Source organism: Enterobacter cloacae complex sp. P29RS, from assembly GCF_014893445.1.
GTDB classification, from domain to species: domain Bacteria; phylum Pseudomonadota; class Gammaproteobacteria; order Enterobacterales; family Enterobacteriaceae; genus Enterobacter; species Enterobacter intestinihominis.
The window spans coordinates 24,739-40,595 of sequence record NZ_JADBPZ010000031.1; the positions used below are offsets into that span (position 1 = coordinate 24,739).

Sequence of the window (15,857 nt, forward strand, 5' to 3'; positions counted from 1 at the left end):
ATGCGTTCTTCCTAACTAACTCTCTTACAACCGAGAGAAATCATTGAAAAGTGCAAGCCCCATTAACAGCACCAGCAAAATCGAGCCAATGCGATAACTAAAGTCTTGAACTCGCTCGGATACCGGTCCGCCTTTTAGCTTTTCAATCGCTAAAAACAGCAGATGGCCCCCATCTAATACGGGAAGCGGGAACAGGTTGATTATCCCCAGGTTCACGCTAATCAGCGCAAGGAACATGAGATAGTAAATCACCCCGAACTCCGCTGACATCCCAGCCCCCTGAGCAATCGAAATTGGCCCACTGAGGTTGTTCAGTTTCACATCACCGGTTATCAATTTCCCCAACATGTTGACCGTAAGCTTCATCAGCTGCCATGTTTTATCCGTGGCCTCAACGATGGCGCTAAACGGCCCATACTGGCGTATTGTCTTGTACTCATCTGGCAGTGGGATCACTTTCGGCACAACGCCGGCAAACCCTTCCGCCTTACCGCCGCCCGATTTGGTATCCGGGGTGAGGGTCAGTGAGAGCGAACTCCCCTGCCTTTCCACTTCCAGCGCGAGCGGCTTGCCTGGATTATCGCGCACCAGAGTAACAAAGGACATCCATTGTGTTAATGGCTGACCATCGACTTTAACGATCCTGTCACCCGCTTGTAAACCTGCTTTACTCGCTGCCGAATTAGACTGCACTTCGGCTAACACCGGCTCGATCTGCGCGCTGCGTGGGCGAATCCCCAATGTAGCGACTGGATCCTCTTTGTCTGGCTCAAAGCGCCAGTGGCGTAAATCCAGCACTTTTTCCTGCCGCTGGTCGGAACCAAAAGGCGATACGCTGACGGTTGTCTGCTCATCACCGATTTTCGCAACCAGTTGTAACCTCACGGCATCCCAATCAGGGGTTTCGATACCATCAATCGCTTTAAGTTCCATTCCCGGTGTAATTTGCGCCGTTGCCGCAATGGAACCCGTGGTGATTTCACCCACAACCGGGCGTACGCCAGGCACGCCGATAATAAACACCAGCCAGTAGGCGAAGATAGCGAAGATGAAATTGGCTACCGGTCCGGCAGCGATGATGGCAGCACGTTGGCCAACAGTTTTATTGTTGAACGCGCTATGTCGAAGTTCCGGGGCGACAGGCTCAACGCGTTCGTCGAGCATTTTGACATAGCCGCCCAGGGGGATCAGAGCAATGACAAACTCGGTGCCATGCTTATCGGTGCGCTTCCAGAGCGATTTGCCAAAGCCAATCGAGAATCGCTCTACCCGCACACCACAGCGCCGGGCAACCCAGAAATGGCCAAATTCATGCACGGTAATCAGTACACCCAATGCAACAATGAACGCCGCCAGATTCCAGAGAATGCTCAGCATAAAACCTTCCGTTATATCGTCCCAAACACCAGTAAAAGCAGGCAAGCAAATACGGGAACAGCCGCGGTAAGGCTGTCAATGCGATCCAGTATTCCGCCATGTCCTGGAATCAGGTGACCACTGTCCTTAATCCCTGCTTCACGCTTAAACATGCTCTCGGTTAAATCACCCAGTACCGATGCCAGCGCCGCGAAAATCGAACATACCAGCAGCGTGGAGGGGGCAACCTCAAGATTCGCCCAGACGCCATAGCCCCAGGAGATAATCGCTGCCGTAAACAGGCCGCCGATGAAGCCTTGCCAGGTTTTGCCCGGAGAAACCTTTGGCGCCAGTTTATGTTTGCCAAACAGTTTACCAAACATATAGGCTCCGGAGTCAGCCCCCCAGACGAGAATCATCACATAAAGCAGCCATATTGCGCCGCTGTAGTGGTTTTCGTCATAGTGCCAGGCGCGCAGCGCAACCATACCCCAGAAGAACGGAACAATCGTGAGCAGACCAAAAATAAGGCGCAACACTTTAGAGTTACGCCAGATCGCCGCAGAGCCCGGGTAGAAAAGCACTAAAACAAGCGCAGCAATCCACCAGGCCAGCGATATCCATAAGGATCCGGCAACCAGCGGCTGGTGAACATCGTGATGATATTCAGGCAAGGTATACAGCATCAGGGCCAGTAAAAAACCACAGAGTACCGCCAGCCATACCCGCTGAGTGCGCGAGGTAAAGCCGCTAAGCTGCCCCCATTCCCACGCGGCGAGCATACACACCACCAACGTAACAATAGCGAATCCCACCGGAGGCAGTAAAAACAGCGCTGCGATAACGACGGGTATTAATACAAAAGCGGAAATCAGGCGATACTTCAGCAAAAGCTACCCCCATCAGGCGTTATCGCCACCAGGCTCGGTGCCGCCGAAACGACGCTCTCGATTGGCAAAGGCATGCAGCGCACCTTCAAAGTCTTGTTCATCAAAATCTGGCCAAAGAACATCCGTAAAGTAAAGTTCAGCGTAGGCAATTTGCCACAGCAAAAAGTTACTTATGCGATGCTCCCCCCCTGTCCTTATAACCAAATCCACGGGAGCCAGTTCATTCATGCAGATTTGCTGACTCAGCGCCTCTTCATCAATCTGGTCGGGTCTTAACAGACCTTCCTGAACCTGCTCAGCCAAATGCCGAACCCCCTGGATAATATCCCAGCGTCCACCGTAATTCGCCGCGATATTGAGCGTCAGGCCGGTATTATTTTCCGTCAGCGCTTCAGCTTTGCGAATCCGTTCCTGCAAACGTGAGTTAAAACGACTGGTTTCGCCAATAATACGCAAGCGGACGTTGTGGCGGTGCAGGCTTTTTACTTCACTATCGAGCGCCCACACGAACAGTTCCATCAACGCAGTCACTTCTTGCGCAGGTCGATTCCAGTTTTCACTGCTAAAAGCATAGAGCGTTAACGCATCAATGCCGTTATTGGCGGCAAAAGAAACGGCGCGGCGAACAGATTTCGCCCCGGCTTTATGCCCAAAGGCTCGTATCTTCCCTTGTCTTTTCGCCCAGCGGCCATTGCCATCCATGATGATTGCAACATGGCGACAGCCATGTGCTGGCAAGTTTTCGCTTATTGGTTGATTCGCAGACAACATAACGCGTTTTTAGTCCCTGAAAGGATTTAACGGTACACAGGAATACTGAAGCCTATACATAAAAAAGCCGTGTCATACCACGGCTTACCTGACCACTTAAAGCCAAATACCTGCGATCAGGTGGCGCAGACTATATCACTGAAGCCCAACGCTAACAAATAGCACGACGACTAGTGCTTGCTTTATCACCAGCTTGCGAGACGTGTCACCTGTTTACGCGCAACAATACGTGCCTGTTCATCCACGGCCAGCACCTCTTCCACACTCTGCGGCTCACGCAAATCCATCATCTCCAGCACGGATAAATTCAACGCGGCGATATCAATAAAGCGGATCTGCTGATTCAGGAATGCTTCAACGGTCACTTCATTGGCTGCATTAAGCGCCGTTGTCGCCGCCTGCCCCTGATCGAAGGCCGTCATCGCCAGTTTCAGGCAGGGATAACGGTCGTAATCAGGCTCGCTAAACGTCAGTGAACTCAGCTTGCAAAAATCGAGAGGCTTAACGCCCGATTTTACGCGGTTTGGCCACGCCATCGTATGAGCAATAGGCGTACGCATATCCGGCTCGCCCAACTGGGCCAGCACGCTGCCGTCCTGATAGCGCACCATAGAGTGAATCACCGACTGCGGGTGGATCAGCACTTCCATCTGTTTCGCCGACGCATTGAACAGCCAGCGAGCTTCAATGTATTCCAGACCTTTGTTCATCATGGTGGCCGAATCGACGGAGATCTTACGCCCCATTGACCAATTCGGATGACGACACGCCTGATCCGGCGTCATTGCGCTCAATTCAGACAGTGGCGTTTCACGGAACGGGCCACCAGACCCGGTAAGCAGAATCGACACAACGCCATTCTGCTCCAGGTCAGCGTACCCCAGGTTTTGTTGAAAAGGTTGGGGTAAACTCTGAAAAATCGCGTTGTGCTCGCTATCGACCGGCAAAAGACGCGCCCCACGCTGTTTTACCGCCTCCATAAAAAGGCGTCCGCAGGTGACCAGCGACTCTTTATTTGCAAGCAGAACATCTTTTCCCGCATCAATAGCGGCAAGCGTCGGCAGAAGACCCGCCGCCCCGACGATTGCCGCCATTACCTGATCAACTTCATCAAGCGAGGCCATATCGCAAGCCGCCTGTTGCCCGCTGAGCACTTCGGTACGACAGCCCTTCTCCTGCAACAGCGCTTTCACCTGGCGGGCGCTCTCTTCATCATCCATCACCGCAAAACGAGGGGTAAACTCCATGCACTGTTCGACCATTCGCTGCACGTTCTTTCCGGCCACAAGTGCGGTCACGGTGTAGCTGTCGGGATTATGACGTACGACGTCGAGAGTGCTGCAACCGATAGAGCCGGTCGAGCCGAGGAGAGTGAGATGCTTCATGAGATGCCCAAAAGTTAGACCAGATAAAAGCAAAACGCCGCCAGCAAGACTCAATGTCCTTCTGAACGGCGTTTATCAGTGTATAGCGAAAATCAGAACTGCATCAGTTCCGCTTCTTTTTCTGCCAGCGCCGCATCAATTTTCTTGATCGCCGCGTCGGTCATTTTCTGAATGTCGTCCTGAGAACGACGATCGTCATCTTCGCTGATCTCTTTTTCTTTCAGCAGGGCTTTCACTTTATCGTTCGCATCGCGACGCACGTTACGCACGGAAACGCGACCCTGCTCTGCTTCACCACGTACGACTTTGATCAGGTCTTTACGACGCTCTTCCGTCAGCGGAGGCAGTGGAACGCGAATATCCGCGCCCGCTGAGCTTGGGTTCAGACCCAGGTCAGATGCCATGATCGCTTTTTCAACGGCCGGGCTCATTGAGCGATCGAACACGTTGATTTTCAGGGTACGGGTATCTTCTACCGTCACGCTCGCCAGCTGACGCAGTGGCGTAGGCGTACCGTAGTATTCTACGATGATGCCATCCAGCAGGCTTGGGGAAGCACGGCCAGTACGGATTTTGCTGATTTGGTTTTTGAACGCTTCTACGCATTTGTCCATGCGTACTTCAGCATCTTTTCTGATGTCGTTAATCACGATACGAATCCTTGAAAACTTGTCTCAGGCAGACTATCCGCCAGCACAGCGCTACAGGTGTGCTAAGTATAGTCGCGTTTAATTCATGACAGCGCCAAAGGCGCGTCCAGGTAAGATACCACTACAAAGTAAAGCGGAATCTTACCTGTATTTATCGCCGACGGAAATTATTCCGTGATCAAAGTGCCTTCTTTTTCGCCCATCACGACGCGACGCAGCGCGCCAGGCTTGTTCATGTTGAAAACACGGATCGGCAGTTTATGGTCGCGAGCAAGCGTAAAGGCGGCAAGATCCATCACTTTCAGCTCTTTATCCAGCACTTCGCTGTAGCTCAGCTGATCGTACATGGTCGCGGAAGGATCTTTTGCCGGGTCGGCAGTAAACACGCCATCTACTTTGGTCGCTTTCAGCACCACATCGGCTTCGATTTCGATACCGCGCAGGCAGGCTGCGGAATCGGTGGTAAAGAACGGGTTACCCGTACCGGCGGAGAGGATCACCACGCGGTTGTTGCGCAGCAGGCTGATAGCCTCTGCCCAGCTGTAGTTATCGCATACGCCATTCAAAGGAATAGCGGACATCAGGCGAGCGTTCACATAGGCGCGATGAAGCGCATCACGCATCGCCAGGCCATTCATCACGGTTGCCAGCATCCCCATGTGGTCGCCCACTACGCGGTTCATCCCCGCTTTCGCCAGACCAGCACCACGGAAAAGGTTGCCACCGCCAATGACCACGCCAACCTGAATACCCAGTTCGACCAGTTCTTTGATTTCCTGTGCCATGCGATCAAGGATGCTTGCGTCAATACCGAAGCCTTCCGATCCTTGCAGCGCTTCGCCACTCAGCTTAAGCAGAATGCGTTTGTACACGGGTTTTGCATTGGTAGCCATGTTTCTTTCCTGAGACTGTCAACGATTAAGATGGGGTTAATTCTGGCGACATGATATGTCGCAAATCAGCACAGCGATACTGGAGCCTGTCTGATTTCGTGAGACGGGTGACAAAAAGAAGCCGCCCTCAGGCGGCTCCTTTTCAATCATTAAGACTGCTTGGACATGGCAGCAACTTCTGCTGCGAAGTCAGTCTCAACTTTCTCGATGCCTTCACCCACTTCGAAGCGGATGAAGCCAGTCACGTCAGCGTTGTGCTCTTTCAGCAGCTGAGCAACAGACTTGCTTGGATCCATTACGAAAGGCTGGCCAGTCAGAGAAACTTCGCCGGTGAATTTCTTCATGCGGCCTTCAACCATTTTCTCTGCGATTTCTTTTGGCTTACCAGACTGCATCGCGATGTCCAGCTGAACCTGGTACTCTTTCTCTACCACTTCAGCAGACACGTCTTCTGGCTTAACGAATTCTGGTTTGCTTGCAGCGATGTGCATTGCCAGCTGTTTAACCAGCTCTTCGTCAGCGCCTTTAGCCGCAACCAGAACACCGATACGCGCGCCGTGCTGGTAAGAGCCCAGAACATCGCCTTCCAGGGAAGAAACGCGACGGATGTTGATGTTCTCACCGATTTTAGCAACCAGCGCAACACGCTCTTCTTCGAACTGTGCTTTCAGCACTTCAACGTCAGTGATTTTGCCTGCAACCGCTGCGTCCAGAACTTTGTTAGCAAATGCCTGGAAACCAGCATCTTTAGCAACGAAGTCAGTCTGGCAGTTAACTTCCAGAATGATGCCGTAGTTGCCGTCGATTTTGGTGATGATCACGCCGTCAGCAGCAACGTTGCCTGCTTTCTTAGCTGCTTTGATCGCACCGGATTTACGCATGTTTTCGATTGCCAGCTCGATGTCGCCGTTCGCTTCGGTCAGAGCTTTTTTGCAATCCATCATGCCTGCGCCAGTACGCTCACGCAGCTCTTTTACCAGGGATGCGGTAATTTCAGCCATTCTTAAATCCTCGGGAGATGTGAACTGCCCGGCCGGGAGCCAAACAGTATAAATTGAAAAAAGGGGCCGATAATGGGCCCCTATTCATACACGGTACTAATAAGGGGTAAAACCTTATTATTCAGCTTCTACGAAGCTTTCTTCCGCCTGAGAAGCCAGATCCTGGGAACGGCCTTCACGAACGGTAGCAGCTACAGCGCTCAGGTACAGGCTAACAGCACGGATTGCGTCGTCGTTACCCGGGATAACGAAGTCAACACCGTCCGGATCGGAGTTGGTATCAACGATAGCGAATACCGGGATACCCAGGTTGTTAGCTTCTTTGATTGCGATGTGCTCGTGGTCTGCATCGATTACGAACAGCGCGTCTGGCAGGCCGCCCATATCTTTGATACCGCCCAGGCTGTTTTCCAGCTTGTCCAGTTCACGAGTGCGCATCAGCGCTTCTTTTTTAGTCAGCTTATCGAAAGTACCGTCCTGAGACTGGGTTTCCAGATCTTTCAGGCGCTTGATGGACTGACGAACAGTTTTCCAGTTGGTCAGCATGCCGCCCAACCAGCGATGGTTCACGAAGAACTGGTCGCAGCTGTTAGCAGCATCTTTCACAGCTTCGCTTGCAGCGCGCTTAGTACCAACGAACAGAATCTTACCTTTACGGGAAGAGATCTTGCTCAGCTCAGCCAGGGCTTCGTTGAACATTGGTACAGTCTTCTCAAGGTTGATGATGTGAACTTTGTTACGTGCGCCGAAGATGAAAGGCTTCATTTTCGGGTTCCAGTAACGGGTCTGGTGACCGAAGTGAACACCAGCCTTGAGCATGTCGCGCATGGAAACAGTTGCCATGTTTAAAACCTCTATATTGAAAGTTGGGGTTATGCCTCCACGTATCCCATATTACCGACCCCGAAGGGCACCCCGGAATATGTGCCGATACGTGTGTGTTGTTACACAAAGTGAGATTTGTCGCTCCCGTCCAGCCTGTGTATCTGAGATGGATCGGAAGTCCGGCGCGCTTTATATCACAAAACACGGCCAGAAACCAATAATTGTTGGCGGAGTGTGCTGTTAATGATTCTCAATTTGGCACGGGGTGCGCCTGACTGATACCATTGACAACACTTACACTAGTATTGTCGAAAAAATCGACACCGATGGACAGATTACATGGCTATCTCTATTAAGACACCTGAAGAAATTGAAAAGATGCGCGTCGCCGGTCGTCTGGCCGCTGACGTGCTTGAAATGATCGAACCGTTTGTGAAACCGGGCGTCAGCACTGGCGAACTGGATCGCATCTGTAACGACTATATCGTCAACGAGCAGCACGCGGTCTCCGCCTGCCTTGGCTATCACGGTTTTCCAAAATCCGTCTGCATCTCTATTAATGAAGTGGTTTGCCACGGCATTCCGGATGACGAGAAGCTGCTGAAAGATGGCGATATCGTCAACATCGACGTGACCGTCATTAAAGACGACTACCACGGTGACACCTCTAAGATGTTCATCGTTGGCAAGCCAACGATTCTGGGCGAGCGCCTGTGTAAAGTCACCCAGGACAGCCTCTACCTGGCGCTGAAAATGGTGAAGCCAGGCATCCGCCTGCGCACCATTGGCGCCGCAATCCAGAAGTTTGTGGAAGCGGAAGGTTTCTCCGTGGTGCGTGAATATTGCGGTCACGGTATTGGTCGTGTGTTCCATGAAGAACCGCAAGTTCTGCACTATGATGCAGACGACGGTGGCGTAGTGCTGCAAAAGGGCATGACCTTTACTATTGAGCCAATGGTCAACGCGGGCGATTACCGCATCCGTACCATGAAAGATGGCTGGACGGTAAAAACCAAAGACAGAAGCTTGTCTGCCCAGTATGAGCATACTATTGTGGTTACAGACAACGGCTGCGAAATTATGACGTTGCGCAAGGATGACACCATCCCCGCGATACTGACGAACATTGAGTGATAAGAAGCCGGCGAATGCCGGCTTTTTTAATGGCGATAGCTTTTTCTTATGGGTGGCGCACGATGAGTAATCTCTTACCCGAACAGTATGCTAACACAGCACTTCCCACCCTCCCCGACCAGCCTGATAACCCGGGCGTCTGGCCACCGCATGAGCTGACCTGCGCACATATCAAATCCCATATGGCGGTTTTCCATCGCTGGCTGGGTAGCGCATTTGATGCTGGCGTCTCAGCCGAACAGCTCATTGAAGCGCGCACCGAATTTATCGACCAGCTCCTGCAACGTCTGTGGATCGACTACGGTTTCGGGCAGGTGAGCGACGTCGCGCTGGTTGCTGTCGGCGGATATGGCCGGGGTGAACTGCATCCGCTCTCTGATATCGACCTGCTAATCTTAAGCCGTAAAAAACTGCCGGACGATCGGGCGCAGAAAATCGGTGAGCTGTTGACCCTGCTCTGGGACGTGAAGCTGGAAGTGGGTCACAGCGTGCGCACGCTGGAAGAGTGTCTGCTGGAAGGGTTATCTGACCTGACCGTCGCCACCAATTTAATTGAAACCCGCCTGCTGATTGGCGACGTGGCGCTGTTCCTCGAACTGCAAAAGCACATCTTTAGCGACGGCTTCTGGCCTTCAGAAAAATTCTTCGCCGCGAAAGTCGAAGAACAAAACCAGCGCCACCAGCGCTATCACGGCACCAGCTATAATCTCGAACCGGATATTAAAAGCAGCCCCGGTGGCCTGCGCGATATCCACACGCTGCAATGGGTCGCCCGTCGCCATTTTGGGGCCACCTCGCTGGACGAAATGGTCGGTTTTGGTTTTCTGACCGAAGCCGAACGTAACGAACTCAACGAGTGCCTGCATCTGCTCTGGCGCATCCGTTTTGCGCTGCACCTGGAGGTCACCCGCTACGATAACCGCCTGCTGTTTGACCGGCAGCTTAGCGTGGCGCAGCGCCTGAATTACCAGGGCGAGGGCAACGAGCCGGTCGAGCAAATGATGAAGGATTTCTTCCGCGTCACTCGCCGCGTCTCTGAGCTGAACCAGATGCTTTTACAGCTGTTCGATGAGGCGATCCTCGCGCTGACGGCAGACGAAAAACCGCGTCCGATTGATGACGAATTTCAGCTGCGCGGCACGCTGATCGATCTTCGCGACGAAACGCTGTTCATCCGCGAACCGGAAGCGATCCTGCGAATGTTCTATACCATGGTGCGCAACAGCACGATCACCGGGATCTACTCCACCACCCTTCGCCATTTACGCCACGCGCGGCGTCATCTGAAGCAGCCGCTGTGTTACATCCCGGAGGCGCGCTCGCTATTCCTGAGCATGCTTCGTCATCCGGGCGCCGTCAGCCGCGGTCTGCTGCCGATGCACCGACACAGCGTATTGTGGGCCTATATGCCACAGTGGTCGCATATTGTCGGGCAGATGCAGTTCGACCTGTTTCACGCCTATACGGTGGATGAGCACACGATCCGCGTCATGCTGAAGCTGGAAAGTTTTGCCAGAGAAGAGACGCGATCCCGCCATCCGCTGTGCGTTGATTTGTGGCCGCGCCTCTCTCACCCGGAACTGATCCTGATCGCCGCCCTGTTCCATGATATCGCCAAAGGTCGCGGCGGCGACCACTCCGTACTCGGTGCCCAGGACGTGCTGAAATTTGCCGAGCTGCACGGCCTGAACTCACGTGAGACGCAGCTTATTGCCTGGCTGGTTCGCCATCATCTGCTGATGTCGGTTACCGCTCAGCGTCGTGATATTCAGGATCCGGAAGTGATCAAGCAGTTCGCCGAGGAAGTGCAAACGGAGAACCGCCTGCGCTACCTGGTCTGCCTGACGGTAGCCGATATCTGCGCTACCAACGAAACCCTGTGGAACAGCTGGAAGCAGAGCCTGCTGCGCGAACTGTACTTCGCCACCGAAAAACAGCTGCGTCGCGGGATGCAGAACACCCCGGATATGCGCGAGCGCGTGCGCCACCACCAGTTGCAGGCGCTTGCCCTGTTGCGCATGGATAACATTAACGAAGAGGCACTACATCAGATTTGGGCGCGCTGTCGCGCCAACTACTTTGTGCGCCACAGCCCAAACCAGCTTGCATGGCACGCCCGGCATCTGCTGAAGCACGACCTGACGAAACCAATGATTCTGCTCAGCCCGCAGGCCACGCGTGGCGGAACGGAGATCTTTATCTGGAGCCCGGACCGGCCTTATTTGTTTGCGGCGGTCTGCGCCGAACTGGACAGGCGTAACCTGAGCGTTCACGACGCGCAGATTTTTACCACCCGCGACGGCATGGCGATGGACACCTTTATTGTACTGGAGCCGGATGGCAGCCCGCTGTCGTCGGACAGGCATGAGGGGATACGCTTTGGCCTCGAGCAGGCGATTACGCAGCGCAGCTGGCAACCTCCGCAGCCGCGACGTCAGCCAGCAAAACTGCGCCACTTTACCGTCGATACCGAGGTCAATTTCCTGCCGACCCATACCGACCGTAAATCGTTCCTTGAGCTGATTGCGCTCGACCAGCCAGGGCTGCTCGCCCGCGTCGGCCAGGTATTTGCCGATCTGGGAATTTCGCTTCACGGCGCCCGAATTACAACCATTGGCGAACGAGTAGAAGATTTATTTATAATCGCGACGGCCGACCGGCGTGCCCTTAATAATGACCTGCAACTTGAAGTGCAACAACGGTTGACAGCAGCCCTCAATCCAAACGATAAAGGGTGACGTGTTTTTTAGTGAAATGGAAAGAGTAAACAATGCAGCAGTTACAGAACGTTATTGAGTCCGCTTTTGAGCGTCGCGCCGACATCACTCCGGCAAATGTGGATACCGTGACCCGTGAAGCGGTAAACCAGGTTATTTCCCTGCTGGATTCCGGCGCGCTGCGCGTGGCAGAAAAAATCGACGGTCAGTGGGTTACTCATCAATGGCTGAAGAAAGCTGTGCTGCTCTCTTTCCGTATCAACGATAACCAGGTTATCGACGGAGCAGAAAGCCGCTACTTCGATAAAGTGCCAATGAAATTTGCGGATTACGACGAAGCGCGCTTCCAGAAAGAGGGCTTCCGCGTAGTACCACCGGCAGCCGTTCGTCAGGGTGCATACATCGCACGCAACACCGTGCTGATGCCATCCTACGTGAACATCGGCGCCTACGTTGACGAAGGCACCATGGTGGACACCTGGGCTACCGTCGGCTCCTGCGCGCAGATCGGTAAAAATGTTCACCTGTCCGGCGGCGTCGGCATTGGTGGCGTTCTGGAGCCACTTCAGGCTAACCCAACCATCATCGAAGACAACTGCTTCATCGGCGCACGTTCCGAAGTGGTTGAAGGCGTGATCGTCGAAGAAGGTTCTGTGATCTCCATGGGCGTGTACATTGGCCAGAGCACCCGTATTTACGATCGCGAAACCGGTGAAATTCACTACGGCCGCGTTCCAGCCGGTTCCGTTGTGGTTTCCGGCAACCTGCCGTCTAAAGATGGCAAATACAGCCTGTACTGCGCGGTCATCGTGAAAAAAGTGGATGCGAAAACGCGCGGTAAAGTGGGCATCAATGAACTGCTGCGCACCATCGATTAATCGGGTATAACAAAAAGCGGGGGCAACCCCGCTTTTTTTATATCCGAAGGTGGCGAAAATAGATTTTTTCGTTAATTATTCATAGGTTATGTTGAGATCAAGGGTACCGCTATGTACGATAATCTGAAAAGTCTGGGCATTACCAATCCTGATGAAATTGATCGTTATAGTCTCCGCCAGGAAGCCAATAACGATATTTTGAAAATCTATTTTCATAAGGACAAAGGAGAGTTCTTCGCCAAAAGCGTGAAATTTAAATACCCACGCCAGCGTAAGACCGTTGTCGCTGACGGTATCGGTCAGGGATATAAAGAAGTACAGGAAATCAGCCCTAACCTGCGCTACGTTATCGACGAACTCGATCAAATCTGCCAGCGCGATCGCAGCGAAGTCGATCTGAAACGTAAGATCCTTGACGACCTGCGTCACCTGGAAAGTGTTGTTACCCATAAGATCAGCGAAATTGAAGCTGATCTTGAGAAATTGACGCGTAACAAATGAGCCGTTTTATTGCCCGGTGGCGCTTCGCTTACCGGGCCTACGAACGCATGTAGGCCGGGTAAGGCGAAGCCGCCACCCGGCAAACAGCATCATCTTTGTTCATCCAGCTGCAACGCCACATACAGCAGTAGCCGGTCGTCAAAATTCCCTAAATCCAGCCCCGTCAGTTCCGAGATCCGGTTTAACCTATACTCCAGCGTATTACGGTGAATAAACAGCGCTTTTGACGTGGCCAGCGGCTGCACGTTATGCCGGAACCACGCCTGCAACGTGCGGCGCAGCAGCCCGTTGTTGTCCATCGCTTTCAGACGCACAAGCGGGCGCGCCAGCTCGTTGGCCTGCCAGCCACCGCGCAAACTGTCGAGCAGGACCGGCAGCATCAGATCCTGATAGAAATAACTGCGGCTCTCCGGCATGCGCTGTTTACCCACCATCATGGTAGTGCGCGCCGTTCGCCATGAACGGGCGATACTTCCCGGCCCGGTAAAGTAATTTCCCAGCGCGACGCGAAAACGGAGCTGTCCGTTCTCCTTCATGCGCTCGATGAGCAGCTCAACGCGGCGACGATGATCTTCCGCGTCCCAGCGGCCAAACTGATTAAGCGCAGGCTTGAGCACCACCATTTCCGTCAAAGAGACGATTGCCACCAGGTTGTTACGCTCCGGCGTCGCCAGCATATTTTGCAGCTGCTGTAGCTCCACCATGGCGCTGTCCACACCAAGCTGGCCGCTATCCACCTCAATAACGGCGACCACGCGCGGCTGATTCAGGTCGATACCCAGACGCTGCGCCCACTCGCTCAGGGCAGGCGTGTGCTCCTCCGCCTGGATCAAATTCATCACCAGCTCTTCACGCAGGCGGCTGTCCTGGGCGAGCAGGTGCATCAGACGCGACTGCTCCAGCATCATCTCCGCCGTCATGCAGACCAGCTCGCCGTATTTACGCAGCGATTCAGGATCGCCGGTCAGACCGATAACGCCAACAATCTCTCCTTCCAGACGCAGCGGCAGGTTGATCCCCTGACGGACCCCGTGCAGATGTTTCGCCACGGCGTCATCAATGTCGACCACGCGCCCCTGAGAGAGCACCAGCAACGCCCCTTCGTGCAATTCACCAATACGCTCACGATCGCCGCTGCCGATAATGCGCCCTCGGGCGTCCATTACGTTGATATTGGTATCGATGATTCGCATGGTGCGCGCCACGATATCCTGCGCCATTTTGGTATCAAGATGCCAGCCAGCCATATAACCCTCCCGTGAGCAGAGCTCAAGCATAGGGAAGTTCAGCTAAGGCTGCATTGTGCAGATGCCCAAAGGCAGAGAGAGATGTATGGAGTTGTGGGAAAGGTCACAGAAAAGAGAAAGCCCCTGCGAACAGGGGCTTAAGAAGATTACTGCATCAGGAGATAAATAGAGGTATCACCACGCTGAATATTCAGTGCCAGCACGGACGGCTTGCTGTCGAGAATTTTGCGCAGTTCAGCGATGTTTTTCACCGGCTGCTGGTTAGCGCCCATGATCACATCACCTTTTTTCAGGCCGATACGGGCAGCAGGTGAGTTCGCTTTCACGTTGTTCACCACCACGCCTTTATCTGCCCCTTTGTTGCTCATCTCAGCACCTTCAATACCGCTGAAGATGGTGCTGGAATCCACCTGATTCTGACTGCTCTGTTGCAGTTCCAGGCTCACGTTAACTGGCTTACCTTCACGCAGCAGGCCGAGGGTCACTTTACTGCCGATTGGCATAGAACCCACTTCCGCACGCAGGGCGGCAAAGCTGCTGATCGGTTTACCGTTCAGAGAGGTGATCACGTCACCCGCTTTAATGCCGGCTTTCGCCGCTGAAGAGTTCGGCATGACCTGGCTCACGAATGCGCCGCGCTGAGCGTCCACTTTCATCGCTTTCGCCAGCTCGGAGTTCAGCTCGGTCCCCATGATACCCAGCTCACCGCGTTTCACCTGTCCATATTGCACCATCTGCGCAGTCAGGTTTTTCACCATGTTGCTCGGGATAGCAAAGCCGATACCGATGTTGCCACCGTCCGGTGCCAGGATAGCGGTGTTGATACCGATCAGTTCACCGTTCAGGTTAACCAGCGCACCGCCGGAGTTACCGCGGTTAATGGCCGCATCCGTCTGGATGAAGTTTTCATAGTTTTCCGCATTCAGGCCGCTACGTCCCAGCGCGGAGACGATACCCGAGGTCACGGTTTCGCCCAGACCAAACGGGTTACCGATGGCGACAGTGTAGTCACCCACGCGCAGCGCGTCAGAGTCGGCAAGCTTAATCGCCGTCAGGTTCTTCGGATCCTGAATTTGAATCAGTGCGATATCGGAGCGCGGGTCTTTACCGACCACTTTGGCATCGAATTTACGGCCATCGCTCATCTGAACCTTAATGGTGTTAGCATTATCTACCACGTGGTTATTGGTCACCACGTAGCCTTTCGCTGCATCAATAATAACGCCCGAGCCGAGTGCCATGAATTTCTGCTGCTGGCCGCCGCCCTGACCGTCATCCCCTGCGCCGCCGCCCTGACAGAACGGGGAGCTCTGGAATGGCGAACCGTCCTGGCAGAATGGCGAATTGTCGCCGAAGAACTGCTGGAAATTACGCGGCATACGCGGCGTATTGACGGTTGTGCTGCCCTCAACGTTAATACTCACCACCGATGGCATCACTTTTTCGAGCATCGGGGCCAGGCTTGGCATCTGCTGCGCAGTCGCTGCCGAGGAAGCTGTCTCGGCCGCCGTCGCCAGAGGGGACAACGCTAAACCTAAACTCAGAGCCAGTGCACTCATTGCTAATGTGGTTTTTTTCATGTTTCTCAATCTCGATTTACCAGATAACG

Annotated in this window: 14 protein-coding genes; 4 read left to right on the plus strand and 10 right to left on the minus strand. The window is 53.7% G+C overall.

Annotated features, from left to right (window positions below; genetic code table 11):
• Positions 1-24: 24 nt before the first annotated feature.
• The 8 genes from rseP to rpsB all read right to left on the minus strand — a co-directional run bounded on the left by rseP (position 25) and on the right by rpsB (position 7,789).
• Positions 25-1,377: a sigma E protease regulator RseP gene (gene rseP, locus IM282_RS20080; RefSeq protein WP_157508387.1), complete on the minus strand. Its 1,353-nt coding sequence runs from the start codon at positions 1,375-1,377 to the stop codon at positions 25-27.
• Between the two features lie 11 nt (positions 1,378-1,388).
• Entirely contained in the window at positions 1,389-2,246 is an 858-nt protein-coding gene (cdsA, locus tag IM282_RS20085; protein ID WP_003856175.1) for a phosphatidate cytidylyltransferase, read from the minus strand.
• Between the two features lie 12 nt (positions 2,247-2,258).
• Positions 2,259-3,017 carry a (2E,6E)-farnesyl-diphosphate-specific ditrans,polycis-undecaprenyl-diphosphate synthase gene (gene ispU, locus IM282_RS20090; RefSeq protein WP_003856176.1) on the minus strand — a complete coding sequence of 253 codons (759 nt, stop codon included), beginning with the start codon at positions 3,015-3,017 and terminating at the stop codon, positions 2,259-2,261.
• A 185-nt stretch (positions 3,018-3,202) separates the two neighbouring features.
• Entirely contained in the window at positions 3,203-4,402 is a 1,200-nt protein-coding gene (ispC, locus tag IM282_RS20095; protein ID WP_063853359.1) for a 1-deoxy-D-xylulose-5-phosphate reductoisomerase, read from the minus strand.
• 92 nt (positions 4,403-4,494) lie between these two features.
• Complete coding sequence (gene frr / locus IM282_RS20100) at positions 4,495-5,052, minus strand: ribosome recycling factor (RefSeq protein WP_003856180.1); 558 nt, start codon at positions 5,050-5,052, stop codon at positions 4,495-4,497.
• Positions 5,053-5,219: 167 nt separating this feature from the next.
• Positions 5,220-5,945, minus strand: a complete 726-nt coding sequence (pyrH, locus tag IM282_RS20105) for a UMP kinase (RefSeq protein ID WP_008501910.1) — start codon at positions 5,943-5,945, stop codon at positions 5,220-5,222.
• A 149-nt stretch (positions 5,946-6,094) separates the two neighbouring features.
• Positions 6,095-6,946 (minus strand): translation elongation factor Ts, encoded by an 852-nt coding sequence (gene tsf / locus IM282_RS20110; protein ID WP_015572722.1) that lies wholly within the window; start codon positions 6,944-6,946, stop codon positions 6,095-6,097.
• Between the two features lie 117 nt (positions 6,947-7,063).
• Positions 7,064-7,789, minus strand: coding sequence for a 30S ribosomal protein S2 (rpsB, locus tag IM282_RS20115; RefSeq protein ID WP_022647105.1), 726 nt, complete (start codon positions 7,787-7,789; stop codon positions 7,064-7,066).
• Positions 7,790-8,110: 321 nt separating this feature from the next.
• Between rpsB and map the strand changes: the two genes are divergently transcribed.
• The 4 genes from map (at position 8,111) to IM282_RS20135 (ending at position 13,001) form a co-directional block, all read left to right on the plus strand.
• Positions 8,111-8,905, plus strand: coding sequence for a type I methionyl aminopeptidase (gene map / locus IM282_RS20120; protein ID WP_022647104.1), 795 nt, complete (start codon positions 8,111-8,113; stop codon positions 8,903-8,905).
• Positions 8,906-8,967: 62 nt separating this feature from the next.
• On the plus strand, positions 8,968-11,643 hold the full coding sequence (gene glnD / locus IM282_RS20125; protein WP_032676702.1) for a bifunctional uridylyltransferase/uridylyl-removing protein GlnD: 2,676 nt from the start codon (positions 8,968-8,970) through the stop codon (positions 11,641-11,643).
• Between the two features lie 32 nt (positions 11,644-11,675).
• Entirely contained in the window at positions 11,676-12,500 is an 825-nt protein-coding gene (dapD, locus tag IM282_RS20130) for a 2,3,4,5-tetrahydropyridine-2,6-dicarboxylate N-succinyltransferase (RefSeq protein WP_023299365.1), read from the plus strand.
• 111 nt (positions 12,501-12,611) lie between these two features.
• Positions 12,612-13,001 (plus strand): DUF3461 family protein, encoded by a 390-nt coding sequence (locus tag IM282_RS20135; RefSeq protein ID WP_022647102.1) that lies wholly within the window; start codon positions 12,612-12,614, stop codon positions 12,999-13,001.
• A gap of 89 nt (positions 13,002-13,090) precedes the next feature.
• Here IM282_RS20135 and IM282_RS20140 read toward each other — a convergent pair whose 3' ends face one another.
• Positions 13,091-14,248: a CdaR family transcriptional regulator gene (locus IM282_RS20140; protein WP_003856217.1), complete on the minus strand. Its 1,158-nt coding sequence runs from the start codon at positions 14,246-14,248 to the stop codon at positions 13,091-13,093.
• Between the two features lie 146 nt (positions 14,249-14,394).
• On the minus strand, positions 14,395-15,828 hold the full coding sequence (degP, locus tag IM282_RS20145; RefSeq protein WP_022647101.1) for a serine endoprotease DegP: 1,434 nt from the start codon (positions 15,826-15,828) through the stop codon (positions 14,395-14,397).
• Positions 15,829-15,857 lie beyond the last annotated feature (29 nt).

Excerpts from the sequence above, each read along its gene's own strand:
- rseP (WP_157508387.1), bottom strand. The coding sequence starts at position 1,377 with ATGCTGAGCATTCTCTGGAATCTGGCGGCGTTCATTGTTGCATTGGGT.
- ispU (WP_003856176.1), bottom strand. The coding sequence starts at position 3,017 with ATGTTGTCTGCGAATCAACCAATAAGCGAAAACTTGCCAGCACATGGC.
- ispC (WP_063853359.1), bottom strand. The coding sequence starts at position 4,402 with ATGAAGCATCTCACTCTCCTCGGCTCGACCGGCTCTATCGGTTGCAGC.
- pyrH (WP_008501910.1), bottom strand. The coding sequence starts at position 5,945 with ATGGCTACCAATGCAAAACCCGTGTACAAACGCATTCTGCTTAAGCTG.
- tsf (WP_015572722.1), bottom strand. The coding sequence starts at position 6,946 with ATGGCTGAAATTACCGCATCCCTGGTAAAAGAGCTGCGTGAGCGTACT.
- rpsB (WP_022647105.1), bottom strand. The coding sequence starts at position 7,789 with ATGGCAACTGTTTCCATGCGCGACATGCTCAAGGCTGGTGTTCACTTC.
- map (WP_022647104.1), top strand. The coding sequence starts at position 8,111 with ATGGCTATCTCTATTAAGACACCTGAAGAAATTGAAAAGATGCGCGTC.
- glnD (WP_032676702.1), top strand. The coding sequence starts at position 8,968 with ATGAGTAATCTCTTACCCGAACAGTATGCTAACACAGCACTTCCCACC.
- dapD (WP_023299365.1), top strand. The coding sequence starts at position 11,676 with ATGCAGCAGTTACAGAACGTTATTGAGTCCGCTTTTGAGCGTCGCGCC.
- IM282_RS20135 (WP_022647102.1), top strand. The coding sequence starts at position 12,612 with ATGTACGATAATCTGAAAAGTCTGGGCATTACCAATCCTGATGAAATT.
- IM282_RS20140 (WP_003856217.1), bottom strand. The coding sequence starts at position 14,248 with ATGGCTGGCTGGCATCTTGATACCAAAATGGCGCAGGATATCGTGGCG.
- degP (WP_022647101.1), bottom strand. The coding sequence starts at position 15,828 with ATGAAAAAAACCACATTAGCAATGAGTGCACTGGCTCTGAGTTTAGGT.